The organism is Enterobacter sp. AC1 (genome assembly GCF_050434705.1).
GTDB classification, from domain to species: Bacteria; Pseudomonadota; Gammaproteobacteria; order Enterobacterales; family Enterobacteriaceae; genus Enterobacter; species Enterobacter cloacae_L.
The window spans coordinates 1-15,740 of the sequence record NZ_JBNDIZ010000012.1; the positions used below are offsets into that span (position 1 = coordinate 1).

The window sequence follows — 15,740 nt, forward strand, 5'->3', positions numbered from 1 at the left end:
TTAAGAATCCATGTCACTTTGAGTGCCCACACAGATTGTCTGATAAATTGTTAAAGAGCAGTTGCAACGCGGCTTTCAGCTCACCGTTGCGAGGTCCCGTATATTACGTTTTCCTCATTCAGAGTCAAGTGATTATTTTCGCTTTTCTCTGTTGGCGTTCATCTCTGAACCCCGCTAACCCGGCGGCCTGTAAGCCGTTGTTCCGTGTCAGTGGAGGCGCATTATAGGGAGTTCTCAGACGTTGACAACCCCTCTTTTAAAAAAAACGTTCAACCGTCTCTTTTTTGCTCAAAACCGTGCTACAGCGCCAGTTTTTCGAGCGTTTCAAAGCCATAACGGCGTAAAACGGGTAAAAGTTGCTCGGTCTCTTTGGTGATTGCCATACAAAAAGCGATATTCGCATCGGCAGATTTTGCATCCGGCGCTTCGTGTTCCAGCAGCCAGGCTGTACGACGGGCGATAGCCGCCCCCGAATCCACCAGGCGCGTTCCCTCCGGGAGTACCTCTAACAGCTCTTCCTGTAATAGCGGGAAGTGGGTGCAGCCCAGCACAACGGTATCCGGTGGTTCAGGCATCCGCAGCCATGGACGAAGAATACGACGCAACTCTTCGAGTGATACCGCCTTTCCATGCAGCTTCGCTTCGGCCATCTCTACCAGCTCGGCCGAGCCGAGCATCGCAATCTGGCATTCGTTAGCAAAACGGTCGATCAGCTCGCGGGTATAAGGACGCTTCACCGTACCCCGCGTTGCCAGCAAACCCACAATACCGTTCGCCGTCAGGCGGGCAGCAGGCTTTATTGCCGGAACAACGCCCACAACCGGGAACGGGAATTTTTCACGCAGGGCAGGAAGGGAGACCGTGCTCGCCGTATTGCAGGCAATAACCACCAGCGCCAGGGGATAGCGCTGTTGTACCGCAGTCACGATTTCAACCACACGCTCAACAATAAAGTCTTCGCTCTTTTCCCCATACGGGAACGCGACGTTATCGAAGGCGTAGATGTAATGGAGATCCGGCAGGAGATGCCGAATCTCATCATAGACCGAAAGCCCACCGACGCCGGAATCAAACACCAGCACGGTGGGAAGCGGATTAGAAGGTGTAGCTGCCAGACAAGGTGTATTCCCGTCCTGCAGTTTGGTAGCCATAAACTGTCTCGTAATCTTTATCGAACAGGTTGGCTATTTTACCACGAACTGTGAGGTGTGAGGTGACAGGATACGAAACTGCGACATCCCACAGGCTAACGCCGCCCATTTTCACCTTCTGACTCGGCCAGGTACCGAAGTCGGTATCGTACCGCGTTCCCAGATAGTGATAAGTCAGGCTCCAGTCAAAATCATAAATTTGCGTATCAAGCTGATACTTCACCTGCTGCTTAGCGCGACGATCCAGTAGCTGGTTGGTTGCCGCATTGCGTGCATCGACATAGTCATAACCCACAGTATGAATGACCGGGCCCGTATCAAACGACGCAGTAGCTTCGATACCTTTGATACGCGCTTTGCCGACGTTGTAATACTCCAGGAGGTTATTGTTGAAGTCGATGAGGTTATCAACGTCATTACGATAGCCGGATATCCGCCAGCTAACGCCTGCCGTCAGACCTTCAAACGCGCCTTCCCACTGCTTGCTCTCTTCAGGATCAAGACGGTCATTGCCGTAAATTCCGTAGAGTTGCCCCTGATTCGGCGCTTTATAAGCCGTGCCATAAGAAGCAATGAAACGATAGCCGTCAATAAACTCCCAGCTCGCACTGCTCTGCCAGGTGCCATGACGACCAAACTGAGAGTTGTCGTCGCTGCGAACCGCCCCTTCCAGAGTGACGTCACCAAACTGCTGCAACCCGGTCAGGTAGACGCCCGTGTTGCGAATGTCGTAGGCATTCGACACATAGTTGGTGTTAGGTTCTGTACTCTGCTTCTGCCAGTCGACACCCGCGCCAATGTTGCCGTGTCCGACGTCAACGGAGTTGGTCCACTGAACGTTGTACTGTTTGATTTCATCCAGCGTCGCCGTGGAGTCATAACGACCCAGATGCGGATCGTAGTTAAAATCCTTACTGTGGCTGTAACTGGAAAGCAATTGCGAATGGAAGATATCTTCGTTGAAGCGCAGTCCAGCATCCCAGGTCTGGCTATATAGCTGCCGGGTATCAACCAGCGCGTTTGGACTGTAATAAGCGTCATAGGCAGTACGGTTGCTGTAGCCATACCCGCGAACGAAGCCGCTCCATTGATCGGAGAACGCATGCTCCAGCGCACCGTAGATCGTTTTATTCATGTAGCCGTCACGATCGGTTTGGGGAACGCCGCCGTTGTTACCGTCCGCCACCACGTCAAAGCCTTTGGTATACGTGTAATCCCCTGCCAGCGTCACGCGCGTGGCGTCACCCAGCGTCTGCTGTGTACTGCCACCGTAATTTTGGTAACCGTGCGAGCCTACGCCTGCATTCAGAGTCGTACCGTCCTTGGCGCGGGTGGTAATGATGTTCACTACGCCACCAATCGCATCCGAGCCATACACCGCCGAACGCGGGCCACGAATGTATTCGATTCGCTGCACCAGCGCGATAGGGAACTGGCTGAGATCGGACGACCCCGTAACACCCGCCTGATTAAGGCGGATCCCGTCGACGAGGATAAGCACATGGCTGGAGTTTGTGCCACGAATAAAGAGTGAAGAAGACTGTCCCATTCCGCCGTTTTGCGCGGTATCCACACCCGGCAGGCGGCGCATGACATCCAGAACCGAGGTTGACTGCCAGCGGTCAATATCGGCACGAGTGACAACGGAGGTTGCCGCCAGAATAGATTTTTCAGGTTGTTCAAAACGATTTGCCGTCACCACCAACGAGTCAGCGCTATCCTGCGCCCAGCCCGAAAATGCCGTGACGGACAACGCCGTCAACAGCGATACTTTTTTAATCATTGTTAAAGCATCCACAATATAAGAAGGATGCCGCAGGCCCCATCGATAGCACGCGATGATGAAACCAAATGCGACGTGATCCCGGCAGGTCTTCGGGCTAGGTGGCTTTAAAAGGATGAAGACTTCCCATTTTCACAGTGTCTACAACGCTCATCCCGCCAGTCTTTACCGCTGCGCGTCAGCTCCAGATTTACACTGGATTCCCTTTTCACTCTCATGAGACCGGAAACAGAATGCTACAATTAGACACGTATAGATGTCCAGACAGCTATTAGCCATTAAATCTGGACATCCCCTGAACAATGCCTACAATCCCCGCGTAATTCTTTATCACTCAGGACGCATCATGACCCCCGAACACCTCCCGACAGAACAGTACGACGCGCAGCTGGCAGAGAAAGTTGTCCGCCTGCAAAGTATGATGACGCCGTTCAACGCGCCCGTTCCCGAGGTGTTCCGCTCCCCTGTCAGCCATTACCGCATGCGTGCCGAATTCCGCATCTGGCATGACGGTGATGACCTGTATCACATCATTTTCGATCAGCAGACGAAATCGCGCATTCGCGTGGACAGCTTCCCGGCGGCAAGTGAATTAATCAACCAGCTCATGACGCTGATGATGGAAGGCGTGCGCAATAACCCGGTGCTGCGCCACAAGCTATTCCAGATTGACTATCTGACCACGCAAAGCAACCAGGCGATTGTCTCCCTGCTGTACCACAAAGCGCTGAATGACGAGTGGCGCGAGCAGGCAGAAGCGCTGCGCGATGCGCTGCGTGCGCAAAACATCAACGTTCACCTGATCGGCCGCGCGACAAAAACCAAAATCATGCTGGATCAGGATTACGTCGACGAGCGTCTGCCGGTGGCGGGTAAAGAGATGGTTTATCGTCAGGTCGAGAACAGCTTCACCCAGCCGAACGCCGCAATGAACGTGCAGATGCTTGAGTGGGCGCTGAAGGCAACGGAAGGGTCAACGGGCGACCTGCTTGAACTCTACTGCGGTAACGGCAACTTCTCCCTGGCGCTGGCGCGTAACTTCGATCGCGTCCTGGCCACGGAAATCGCCAAGCCGTCGGTGGCCGCCGCGCAGTACAACATTGCCGCCAACCATATCGACAACGTGCAGATCATTCGTATGGCCGCTGAAGAGTTTACCCAGGCCATGAACGGCGTGCGGGCGTTTAACCGCCTGGAAGGGATCGATTTGAAAAGCTACCAGTGTGAGACAATTTTTGTCGACCCGCCGCGCAGTGGCCTGGACAGCGAAACCGAGAAGATGGTGCAGGCGTATCCGCGTATTTTGTACATCTCCTGTAACCCGGAGACGCTGTGCAAGAATCTGGAAACGTTAGGCCAGACGCACAAGGTTGAACGCCTGGCGCTGTTCGATCAGTTCCCGTATACGCACCATATGGAGTGCGGTGTTTTACTTACCGCACGGTGATCGGTAGGCCGGATAAGCGTAGCGCCATCCGGCGTTTTTGGCAGGTGGCGCTTCGCTTACCTGCCCTACAAATCATTCATTACTCGGGTAACTGGCTCTTGCGGCTACGCATGCGCGAGCCAATCCAGAACACCAGCGCCACAGACAGTACCGCAGGCAGGAAGTTAGAGCCGATATCCGGATACTCCGCGCGCACCACCGTGCTATACAGCAAGACGCCCAGAATAAAGCAGGCGGCGGCCAGACCCGGTAACCCCACCGGCATGGTGCGGTTCAGGTAACGTTGATGCAGGCAGTAAACCGTCAGCACCAGCGCAATAAGCGGGAAAATCGAAAACGGAACGATTGAGCTAAAAATAGCGGCAAACGTACCGTTAATGGATAAGCCAGCGATCAATGCCAGCAACAGCGTCCCTTTATCCTGACCTGACTGTTTCATTACTCACCTTCACTCTTCGGTTTGATGTGCCAGTTTCTCTTGTTCACGGCGATACCAGTAGTACGCGCCTTTGGAGATCATCCTGAGCTGCAATACCAGTCGCTCTTCGAGCTGCTTGCGTTGTTCAATGCTGACATCCAGCGCTTCGGCACCCGCGCTGAAAACAATCGTCACCATCGCCTCCGCCTGTGCTTCAGTAAACGCACGCGGCATATGGTTTTCGAGTTCCAGATAGTCGGCAAGTTCCGCGATGAAGTGCTGAATTTCACGCGCGACGGCGGCACGAAACGCCGCCGATGTGCCCGAGCGCTCGCGCAGAAGCAGACGAAACGCGTTGGGGTTATTGCCGATAAATTCCATAAAGGTCGAGACGGAGGTGCGGATCACGCTGCCTCCTTTTGCAATCCGCTGACGCGCCTGGCGCATCAGCTGGCGCAGCATCAGGCCGCTCTCGTCGACCATGGTCAGGCCCAGTTCATCCACATCACGGAAATGACGATAGAAAGACGTTGGCGCAATCCCGGCCTCGCGTGCGACTTCGCGCAGGCTCAAACTGGCAAAACTCCGCTCAGCACTCAGTTGACTGAATGCGGCTTCCACCAGCGAACGCCGGGTTTTCTCTTTTTGTTGTGCTCTAACGCCCATCACAATAGTTGAATCCTTCCAAAGGCCTGATGGCACTATACCAGAGAATAAAATTAATCTGTTTGCTCAGCTTTGTGAATGATTGTTTACGTGCGGTTTGTGCTCCACTGCCGGAAAAAAGCACAACGATAATTGGGTTACTCCGGCAATGATGTTATGATTCTGTTGCTTTTATGTATAAGAACAGGTAAGCCTTGCCATGCCACATTCCTACGATTACGACGCAATAGTTATTGGTTCCGGCCCCGGCGGCGAAGGTGCTGCTATGGGTCTGGTAAAACAGGGAGCCAGAGTAGCGGTCATCGAGCGCTACCATAATGTCGGCGGCGGTTGCACCCACTGGGGCACCATCCCTTCCAAAGCCCTCCGCCACGCCGTTAGCCGCATTATCGAATTTAACCAGAACCCTCTTTACAGCGACCACTCCCGACTTCTTCGTTCATCCTTTGCTGACATCCTGAATCACGCGGATACCGTCATTAACCAGCAGACACGCATGCGTCAGGGGTTTTATGAGCGTAACCATTGTGAAATTTTGCAGGGCAACGCGCATTTTGTGGATGAACACACGCTCGCGCTCGAATGCCACGACGGTTCGGTTGAAACCCTCACGGCTGAAAAATTCGTGATTGCCTGCGGTTCACGCCCGTACCATCCGGCTGACGTGGACTTCTCGCATCCGCGCATCTACGACAGCGACTCAATCCTCAGCCTGCACCATGAGCCGCGCCATGTGATCATCTATGGCGCCGGCGTTATTGGCTGTGAATATGCGTCAATCTTCCGGGGCATGGAGGTCAAAGTTGACCTGATTAACACCCGCGACCGCCTGCTGGCATTCCTCGATCAGGAGATGTCAGACTCTCTCTCCTACCACTTCTGGAACAGCGGCGTGGTGATTCGCCACAACGAAGAGTACGAGAAGATTGAAGGCTGCGACGACGGTGTAATCATGCACCTGAAGTCCGGCAAGAAGCTGAAAGCCGACTGCCTGCTGTATGCCAACGGTCGTACCGGCAACACCGATTCGCTGCAGCTGGAAAATATCGGGCTTGAGACCGACAGCCGCGGTCAGCTGAAGGTCAACAGCATGTACCAGACCGCGCTGCCGCACGTTTACGCGGTCGGCGACGTGATCGGCTACCCGAGCCTGGCCTCTGCCGCTTACGATCAGGGCCGCATTGCGGCTCAGGCGCTGGTGAAAGGCGAAGCAACGGCGCATCTTATCGAAGATATTCCGACGGGCATCTATACCATCCCGGAAATCAGTTCTGTCGGGAAAACCGAGCAGCAGCTGACGGCCATGAAGGTACCTTACGAGGTGGGACGTGCGCAGTTCAAACATCTGGCGCGGGCGCAAATCGTGGGGATGAGCGTGGGTACGCTGAAGATCCTGTTCCATCGCGAGACGAAAGAGATCCTCGGGATTCACTGCTTCGGTGAACGCGCGGCGGAAATCATTCATATCGGCCAGGCAATCATGGAGCAGAAAGGTGGTGGTAACACCATTGAGTACTTCGTTAACACCACCTTCAACTACCCGACCATGGCGGAAGCCTATCGGGTTGCGGCACTAAACGGTCTGAACCGCCTGTTTTAACGCGCTGTCAAAATGGCCATCCATCGAACCACGGATGGCCTCTGCCAGCTGCTCATAGCGGCTGCGCAGCGGTGAACCTGGGCGATACACCAGGCCAATCGTACGACGCGGTTCCGGCTTAATGCACGGCAGATAGACCACGCCATCACGTTTACGCTCGCGCGGTACCGCCAGCGCGGGCAGCAGCGTGATACCGCTTCCCGCCGCGACCATATTACGCAGCGTTTCCAGGCTGGTTGCGCGGAAATGGGTATCCTCATCCGCACCCGCTTCGAAGCAGAAGCCCATCGCCTGATCGCGCAGACAGTGGCCGTCTTCCAGCATTAGCAGCTTTTCACCGGCCAGATCGGCCATCGGCACGCGATCGCGGTTCGCCCACGGGTGATCTTCATAGATCGCCAGCATCATCGGCTCATCGAACAGCGGCACTTCAATAAAGGCTTCGCTCTCTTTCACCAGCGCCAGAATGGCGCAGTCGAGCTTGCCGCTATCTAACTGCGCCAGCAGCTGATGCGTTTGCGCTTCATGCAGGTACATTTCGAGTTTCGGGAACGTCTGGTGCAGCATCGGGATGATGTGCGGCAACAGGTACGGGCCAACGGTTGGGATCAGGCCGATATGCAGAGGGCCGGACATCGCCTCCCCCTGCTGGCTTGCCATTTCCTTGAGCACTTTGACCTCGCGCAGCACGGTGCGCGCCTGATCCACCAGCAGCAGACCTGCCTGTGTGAACAGAACCTTACGACTGGTGCGCTCCAGCAGCATCACGCCCAGCTCGTCTTCCAGCTTGCGGATCTGACCGCTCAGCGTGGGCTGGCTGACGTGGCAGGAATCTGCCGCGCGGCGAAAGTGACGATGCTCGGCTAGCGCTACCAGGTATTCAAGATCACGAATATTCATTATTCATCCTCCGTCGCCACGATAGTTCATGGCGATAGATAGCATAGCAATGAACGATTATCCCTATCAAGCATTCTGTTGAATAATACGCCACATAGACGAGGCGGCACGTGTTTGACCCTTGACGTCCCCGCACCGTCATCGAGTTTCTCTCAAAACTCGAACAACTAAAGCCAACGTGAACTTTTGCGGACCCCGTGGTCCGCTTTTTTTTGGCAAAAAAAACCCAGCGCTAAGCCGGGCTCCGTTTTTCTCCCTCTCCCTGTGGGAGAGGGCCGGGGTGAGGGCACCAGCCCGCACGGTTCAAACCAAATCAAACCAACCGGTTTTTCGCATCCGCAATCGCCTGCGACACCTGCTTCGGCGACACGCCGCCTTTCGCCGCACGCTTGTCCAGGCATGACTGCAGCGCCAGAATCGGATACACATCGTCTCCAATCACCGCGCTGAATTTCTGCAGGTCGGCAAGCGCCAGATCCTCCAGCGGTTTACCCTGGCGAATGGCTTCAACCACCGCTTCACCCACAATATGGTGCGCTTCACGGAACGGTACGCCTTTCGCCACCAGATAATCCGCCAGTTCGGTAGAGTTCGCATAGCCCTGCTGCGCCGCTTCCTGACAGCGCGGACGCTTCACCTGAATGCCGTCCAGCACCAGCGCGCCCATATGCAGACAGTCCAGCCAGGTGTCGAGCGCGTCGAACAGCCCTTCTTTATCTTCCTGCATATCTTTGTTGTACGCCAGCGGCAGCCCTTTCAGGGTCATCATCATGCCGGTCAGCGCCCCCTGCACGCGGCCACACTTGCCGCGGATCAGCTCCAGTGCGTCCGGGTTTTTCTTCTGCGGCATCAGGGATGAGCCTGAGGTCACGCGGTCGGACAGCTCGACAAAGCCCGCTTCGCCAGAGTTAAAGAAGATCAGGTCTTCGGCAAAGCGCGACAGGTGCACCATCCCGATAGAGGCATTGGAGAGCAGCTCCAGCACGTGGTCGCGGTCAGAAACGCTGTCCAGGCTGTTACGGGTGGCGGAGGCAAAGCCCAGCCAGCCTGCCAGCTGTTCACGATCAATTTCATACGCCGTACCGGCCAGCGCGCCGCTGCCCAGCGGGCTGACGTCCAGGCGCTTCATGGTATCCTGCAGACGGCTTTCGTCACGCGCCAGCATCTCAACGTAGGCCAGACACCAGTGCGCAAAGGTCACCGGCTGGGCGCGCTGCAGGTGGGTATAACCCGGCATCACCGCGTCCTGGTTGTTCTGCGCGGTCTCCACCAGCGCACTCTGCAGCTGACGGTTGGCCGCCAGCAGTTCGCCAACGGTATCTTTACACCACAGCTTCAGGTCGGTGGCGACCTGGTCGTTACGGCTACGGCCGGTGTGCAGCTTTTTACCCAACTGACCGACTTTGTCGATCAGTTTGCTTTCCACCCAGCTGTGAATATCTTCGGCATCGCTCTGCAGGATTTGCTGCGGATCCAGACGCACTTCTTCCAGCAGATTATTGAGCGCCTCTTCCAGCTGCAGCTGTTCCTCTGCGGTCAGCACGCCCACCGTCACCAGCGCTTTGGACCAGGCCACAGAGCCGACGATATCCTGTTCGGCCAGGCGGTAGTCGAAGCGCAAAGAGTCGTTGAACTGCTTGAACCGCTGATCCGCTGCCTGTGTAAAACGCCCACCCCAAAGTGCCATAACATGCTTCCTTTATTCGTTAGTTCCGCCGGGTGGCGCTACGCTTACCCGGCCTACGGTCATTCAATAAAAACTTAGGCTAAAATACGCGTGCCAATCGGCGTGCCGTTAAACAGCGCCGGAAGCTGCTCCGCGTGACGCCATGAGGCGATATCCACCGGGCGGCCCAGCGTACGCGCCGCATCCAGCGCGGCGTTCACTTTAACAATCATGCCGTCGGTAATAATGCCCTGTTCGATCAGCTGCTCGGCTTTGGCGGCGGTCATTTCCGCAATGCGCTGGCCTTTACCGTCCAGAATGCCGCTCACGTCGGAGAGCAGGATCAGGTCCGCACCCAACGTTGCCGCCAGGGCAGTCGCCGCCTGGTCCGCGTTGACGTTCATCAGCTCGCCCTCTTCGGTCACACCGATAGAGCTCACTACCGGCAGGAAACCGCCTTCCAGCAGCGTGTTAATCAGCTTAGGCGAACCCGGCTGTGCCAGTCCAACGTGGCCGAGCGCTTCGTCGAGCTGGGTCACTTTTACGCTGTCGCCATCGCCCAGATAGAGGCCAACGGAGGCAATGTGGTGTTTCTTCGCCCACGCCAGCAGCGTTTTGTTCGCCGTACCCGCCAGCGCACCGGTAATGATGTCGATCTGATCGGCAGGCGTGACGCGCAGGCCGTTCTTCTTTTTCACCGGCAGGTTGAGCCCTTTCATCAGCTCGTCCACCACGCAGCCGCCGCCGTGGACAATCACCAGCGGACGCTGATGTGATTCGCGATAGTTCACCAGCGCGGTAAACAGACGCTCCAGCGCTTCTTCGCTGTCCAGCAGTACACCACCGAGTTTGATAATTAATGGGTTCATCATCACACCTTAAATAAGAGCCTGCGTTTCCGGGAAACCGAAACGAATATTTGCACACTGCATTGCCTGTGCGGCAGCGCCTTTGAGTAAGTTATCTTCTGCGGCCACCACAATCAGGTGCTCGCCCTGCACGGCAAAGCCGATATCGCAGAATGGCAGGCCAACCACGTTTTTCAGCGCCGGCACGCCTTTGTCGTACAGACGTACCAGCGGTTTATCCGCGTACGCCTGCGTGAAGGCCTCGCTCACCTGCTCTTTGGTTACGCCAGGCTTCAGTCGGCAGGTAATGGTTTCGAGGATCCCGCGCGGGAAGCTGCCCAGATGCGGCGTGAAAATAACGTCCGCGCCCAGATGGGTGGTGATTTCAGGGTGATGGCGGTGATTAAACACGCCATAGGGCTGAAGGCTCACTTCGCAGAAGCTGTTGGAGATAGCGGCCTTGCGCCCTGCTCCGCTCACGCCGCTGGTGGCGTTGATCACCGGCCACTGGTTGAGATCCAGCAGGCCCGCGTCGATCAGCGGCTTCAGGGAAAGCTGCGCCGCCGTCGGGTAACAGCCCGGCACGGCAATCAGGTTCGCTTCTTTCAGTTTCTCTGCGCTCCACTCCGCCAGGCCGTACACCGCTTTTTCAAGCAGATCCGGGTGCTGATGGGTGAAACCATAATATTTTTCGTAAAACGCGCCGTCGTTAACGCGGAACGCGCCGGAGAGATCGAAGACTACGCAGCCAGCCGCCAGAAACTGCGGCGCCAGGTCGTGGCTGACCTCGTGCGCGGTGGCTAAAAACACCACGTCGACGCCGTCGGTAAACTCGCTGATGTCAGACATGGGCTGCAGCGGCAGATCGACAATGCCCCTAAGCTGCGGATGCAAATCGGAAATTAACTTTCCTGCATCATTGCTTTGCGCTGACACGGTCAAAGCGGTTATGGTCATATGTGGATGGCGATTCACGTAGCTTACAAGCTCTGCGCCCGCATAACCGCTAGCGCCTACAATCAGCGTATTCAACATCGGGTTCCTTTATGCTCAACGTTAATGTATTTTTATTCACATTTATTGCATGAATATTGATACTATCACGACCTAAGGTGTGTCAACAATGAAAATGAACTTACCGCCATTTATCGAGATCTACCGCGCCCTGATTGCCACTCCGTCCATCAGCGCAACGGAAGAAGCGCTGGATCAGAGCAATGAGTCTTTAATCAATCTGCTGGCGGGTTGGTTTAGCGATCTTGGGTTTAACGTTGAGGTTCAGCCCGTCCCCGGAACACGCCACAAATTCAACCTGCTCGCCAGCACCGGTACCGGTGCGGGCGGCCTGCTGCTGGCCGGTCATACCGACACCGTACCGTTTGACGATGGCCGCTGGACGCGCGACCCGTTCACGCTGACCGAGCACGACAACAAGCTCTACGGCCTGGGCACCGCCGACATGAAAGGCTTCTTCGCCTTTATCCTCGACGCGCTGCGTGACGTGGACGTGACGAAGCTGAAAAAACCGCTCTACATCCTGGCGACCGCCGATGAAGAGACCAGCATGGCAGGCGCGCGCTACTTCTCTGAAAACACGTCAATTCGCCCGGATTGCGCCATCATCGGCGAGCCAACGTCTCTGCAGCCAATCCGTGCGCATAAAGGCCATATCTCTACCGCCGTGCGCGTGCTGGGCCAGTCCGGCCACTCCAGCGATCCGGCGCGCGGCGTTAACGCCATTGAGCTGATGCATGACGCCATCGGCCGCATCATGACCCTGCGCGACGACCTGAAAGAGCGTTACCACTACGACGCGTTCACCGTGCCGTATCCGACTCTGAACCTCGGCAGCCTGCACGGCGGCGATGCCTCCAATCGTATTTGCGCCTGCTGCGAACTGCACATGGATATCCGCCCGCTGCCGGGCATGACGCTGAGCGATCTCGACGGCCTGCTGAATGAAGCGCTGGCCCCAGTCAGCGAGCGCTGGCCGGGCCGTCTGACGGTCTCTGAGCTGCATCCGCCGATCCCGGGCTATGAGTGCCCGCCGGATCATCAGCTGGTCGAAGTGGTGGAAAAGCTGCTCGGCGAAAAAACCGACGTGGTGAACTACTGTACCGAAGCGCCGTTTATTCAGACCCTTTGCCCGACGCTGGTCCTTGGCCCCGGTTCGATCAACCAGGCGCACCAGCCGGACGAATATCTGGAAACCCGCTTCATCAAGCCTACCCGCGAACTGATTACTCAGGTTGTGCACCACTTCTGCTGGCATTAAAAACTGCCCCTCACCCTAACCCTCTCCCCAAAGGGGAGAGGGAACTTGAACACCCTCTCCCCTTTGGGGAGAGGGTTAGGGTGAGGGGAGTAAATCGCATGATCTCCGTCACATTCCCATAAGCATCTCTTATCTGACGCGAAGCGAATTAAATTTCGTAAATTGCCCACATTTATTCGTTTGCTGAACCGTTTTCGCAGCAATTGACGACGGGGGTTTTACGTGGCTTTATAAAGGGAGATGACAAAATAATGTCCAAAAGATTTTCGATTGGGCATAAACAAAAATGATGGGGTGACTGGGTTTTTATGAACGAACAATATTCCGCGTTGCGTAGTAATGTCAGTATGCTCGGCAAAGTGCTTGGAGATACCATCAAAGATGCGTTGGGGGAGAACATCCTCGACCGCGTTGAAACCATCCGCAAGCTGTCTAAATCTTCCCGTTCAGGTAACGAGGCCAGTCGTCAGGAGCTGCTTACAACGTTGCAGAACCTCTCTAACGACGAGCTGCTGCCCGTTGCACGCGCCTTCAGCCAGTTCCTGAACCTGGCAAATACCGCTGAGCAATACCACAGCATTTCGCCAAACGGCGAAGCGGCCAGCAACCCGGAAGTCATTGCCCGCACCCTTCGTAAACTGAAAGACCAGCCCAATCTCAACGAAGCCACCATCAAAAAAGCGGTGGAGTCACTTTCGCTGGAGCTGGTGCTGACCGCTCACCCAACCGAGATCACCCGTCGCACCCTGATCCACAAAATGGTGGAAGTGAACAACTGCCTCAAGCAGTTGGATAATAAAGACATTGCCGACTACGAACGCAACCAGCTGATGCGCCGTCTGCGCCAGCTGATTGCCCAGTCCTGGCACACCGATGAAATTCGTAAGCATCGCCCAAGCCCGGTCGACGAAGCCAAATGGGGCTTTGCGGTGGTGGAAAACAGCCTGTGGGAAGGGGTACCTAACTACCTGCGCGAGCTGAACGAGCAGCTGGAAGAGAACCTGGGCTACCGCCTGCCGGTCGACTTTGTTCCGGTCCGTTTCACCTCCTGGATGGGCGGCGACCGCGACGGCAACCCGAACGTGACCGCGGAAATCACCCGTCACGTCCTGCTGCTGAGCCGCTGGAAAGCGACCGATCTGTTCCTGAAGGACATTCAGGTTCTGATCTCCGAGCTGTCGATGGTTGAAGCGACGCCGGAACTGCGCGCGCTGGCCGGAGAAGAAGGCGCCAGCGAGCCGTACCGTTTCCTTATGAAAAAACTGCGCGGTCAGCTGATGGCCACTCAGGCCTGGCTGGAAGCGCGTCTGAAAGGCCAGCGCCTGCCAAAACCAGAAGGCCTGCTCAGCCAGAACGAACAGCTCTGGGAGCCGCTCTACGCTTGTTATAAATCGCTGCAGGCCTGCGGGATGGGCATCATCGCCAACGGCGAACTGCTCGACACCCTGCGTCGCGTGAAGTGTTTTGGCGTGCCGCTGGTGCGCATCGACGTGCGTCAGGAAAGTACCCGCCATACCGAAGCCCTGGGCGAGCTGACCCGCTATCTCGGCATTGGCGATTATGAAAGCTGGTCCGAAGCCGATAAACAGGCCTTCCTGATCCGCGAACTGAACTCGAAGCGCCCTCTTCTGCCGCGCAACTGGGAGCCAAGCAACGACACCCGCGAGGTGCTCAACACCTGTAAAGCGATCGTCGACGCGCCGAAAGGATCGGTGGCTGCCTATGTGATCTCCATGGCGAAAACTCCGTCCGATGTGCTGGGCGTTCACCTTCTGCTGAAAGAAGCCGGTATCGACTATGCTCTGCCGGTCGCACCGCTGTTTGAAACCCTCGACGACCTGAACAATGCCAACGACGTCATGACCCAGCTGCTGAACATCGACTGGTATCGCGGCTTTATTCAGGGCAAACAGATGGTAATGATTGGCTATTCCGACTCCGCAAAAGATGCGGGCGTAATGGCGGCATCCTGGGCGCAGTATCAGGCGCAGGACGCGCTGATCAAAACCTGTGAGAAAGCCGGCATTGAGCTGACGCTGTTCCACGGACGCGGTGGCTCAATTGGCCGTGGCGGCGCGCCGGCTCACGCGGCTCTGCTGTCGCAGCCGCCGGGAAGCCTGAAAGGCGGCCTGCGCGTCACCGAACAGGGCGAGATGATCCGCTTCAAGTATGGCCTGCCTGAAGTGACCATCAGCAGCCTGTCGCTTTATACCAGCGCCATTCTGGAGGCGAACCTGCTGCCGCCGCCGGAGCCGAAAGACTCCTGGTGCCGCATCATGGACGAGCTGTCGGATATCTCCTGCGATCTGTACCGCGGCTACGTGCGTGAGAACAAAGATTTCGTCCCTTACTTCCGCTCGGCAACGCCTGAGCAGGAGCTGGGTAAACTGCCTCTGGGCTCGCGCCCTGCTAAGCGCCGCCCGACCGGTGGCGTCGAGTCTCTGCGCGCTATTCCATGGATCTTCGCCTGGACGCAGAACCGCCTGATGCTGCCCGCCTGGCTGGGTGCCGGCGCCGCGCTGCAAAAAGTGGTGGAAGACGGTAAACAGAGCGAGCTGGAAACCATGTGTCGCGACTGGCCGTTCTTCTCTACCCGCCTGGGTATGCTGGAAATGGTCTTCTCAAAAGCCGACCTGTGGCTGGCGGAATACTACGATCAGCGTCTGGTGAAGCCTGAGCTGTGGGCGCTGGGCAAAGAGCTGCGCGAGCTGCTGCAAGGCGACATCAAGGTGGTGCTGGATATCGCCAACGATTCCCACCTGATGGAAGACCTGCCGTGGATTGCCGAGTCTATCCAGCTGCGTAACATCTATACCGACCCGCTGAACGTTCTGCAGGCAGAGCTGCTGCACCGTTCGCGCCTGGCGGAAGAAGAAGGGAAAGAGCCGGATCCACGCGTTGAACAGGCGCTGATGGTGACGATTGCGGGCGTTGCGGCGGGTATGCGTAACACCGGTTAATGCTTTATGCCCGGCAAGCGCCAGCG

Annotated in this window: 12 protein-coding genes and 1 riboswitch; of the genes, 4 read left to right on the forward strand and 8 right to left on the reverse strand. The window is 56.5% G+C overall.

The annotated features are described in order from the left end of the window. Positions 1–299: 299 nt before the first annotated feature. Together murI and btuB are read right to left on the reverse strand one after the other, a co-directional pair. Positions 300–1,151 (reverse strand): glutamate racemase, encoded by an 852-nt coding sequence (gene murI / locus M2433_RS22365; protein ID WP_429057743.1) that lies wholly within the window; start codon positions 1,149–1,151, stop codon positions 300–302. Further along, positions 1,096–2,934, reverse strand: coding sequence for a TonB-dependent vitamin B12 receptor BtuB (gene btuB, locus M2433_RS22370; protein WP_429057745.1), 1,839 nt, complete (start codon positions 2,932–2,934; stop codon positions 1,096–1,098). The genes murI and btuB overlap by 56 nt, the downstream gene beginning before the upstream one ends. A 66-nt stretch (positions 2,935–3,000) precedes the next feature. After that, positions 3,001–3,176: riboswitch (cobalamin riboswitch) on the reverse strand. Between the two features lie 104 nt (positions 3,177–3,280). Here btuB and trmA point away from each other — a divergent pair. Further along, positions 3,281–4,381 carry a tRNA (uridine(54)-C5)-methyltransferase TrmA gene (trmA, locus tag M2433_RS22375; protein WP_429057746.1) on the forward strand — a complete coding sequence of 367 codons (1,101 nt, stop codon included), beginning with the start codon at positions 3,281–3,283 and terminating at the stop codon, positions 4,379–4,381. Between the two features lie 79 nt (positions 4,382–4,460). On the opposite strand, the gene M2433_RS22380 is transcribed toward trmA, so the two are convergent. Both M2433_RS22380 and fabR read right to left on the reverse strand, forming a co-directional pair. Next, positions 4,461–4,820, reverse strand: a complete 360-nt coding sequence (locus M2433_RS22380) for a YijD family membrane protein (RefSeq protein ID WP_042713638.1) — start codon at positions 4,818–4,820, stop codon at positions 4,461–4,463. A gap of 9 nt (positions 4,821–4,829) precedes the next feature. Next, a complete protein-coding gene (gene fabR, locus M2433_RS22385; RefSeq protein WP_008501784.1) occupies positions 4,830–5,468 on the reverse strand; it encodes an HTH-type transcriptional repressor FabR in 639 nt (212 codons plus the stop codon). Between the two features lie 196 nt (positions 5,469–5,664). On the opposite strand from fabR, the gene sthA reads away from it, so the two are divergent. Continuing rightward, positions 5,665–7,065 carry a Si-specific NAD(P)(+) transhydrogenase gene (sthA, locus tag M2433_RS22390; protein WP_003862057.1) on the forward strand — a complete coding sequence of 467 codons (1,401 nt, stop codon included), beginning with the start codon at positions 5,665–5,667 and terminating at the stop codon, positions 7,063–7,065. Here the strand turns inward: sthA and oxyR are convergent. From oxyR to argC, 4 genes are all read right to left on the reverse strand, one after another. Beyond that, complete coding sequence (gene oxyR / locus M2433_RS22395; RefSeq protein ID WP_429057749.1) at positions 7,039–7,965, reverse strand: DNA-binding transcriptional regulator OxyR; 927 nt, start codon at positions 7,963–7,965, stop codon at positions 7,039–7,041. The genes sthA and oxyR overlap by 27 nt on opposite strands. A gap of 313 nt (positions 7,966–8,278) precedes the next feature. Beyond that, positions 8,279–9,652, reverse strand: coding sequence for an argininosuccinate lyase (gene argH, locus M2433_RS22400; protein WP_429057751.1), 1,374 nt, complete (start codon positions 9,650–9,652; stop codon positions 8,279–8,281). Positions 9,653–9,726: 74 nt separating this feature from the next. Beyond that, the gene (argB, locus tag M2433_RS22405; protein ID WP_128568645.1) at positions 9,727–10,503 is read right to left on the reverse strand and encodes an acetylglutamate kinase; all 777 of its coding nucleotides are present in this window, start codon (positions 10,501–10,503) and stop codon (positions 9,727–9,729) included. 6 nt (positions 10,504–10,509) lie between these two features. Further along, on the reverse strand, positions 10,510–11,514 hold the full coding sequence (gene argC / locus M2433_RS22410) for an N-acetyl-gamma-glutamyl-phosphate reductase (protein WP_429057752.1): 1,005 nt from the start codon (positions 11,512–11,514) through the stop codon (positions 10,510–10,512). Between the two features lie 88 nt (positions 11,515–11,602). On the opposite strand from argC, the gene argE reads away from it, so the two are divergent. Further along, positions 11,603–12,754, forward strand: a complete 1,152-nt coding sequence (gene argE / locus M2433_RS22415) for an acetylornithine deacetylase (RefSeq protein WP_023309677.1) — start codon at positions 11,603–11,605, stop codon at positions 12,752–12,754. A 308-nt stretch (positions 12,755–13,062) separates the two neighbouring features. Next, the gene (gene ppc, locus M2433_RS22420) at positions 13,063–15,714 is read left to right on the forward strand and encodes a phosphoenolpyruvate carboxylase (protein ID WP_429057754.1); all 2,652 of its coding nucleotides are present in this window, start codon (positions 13,063–13,065) and stop codon (positions 15,712–15,714) included. Positions 15,715–15,740: the final 26 nt, after the last annotated feature.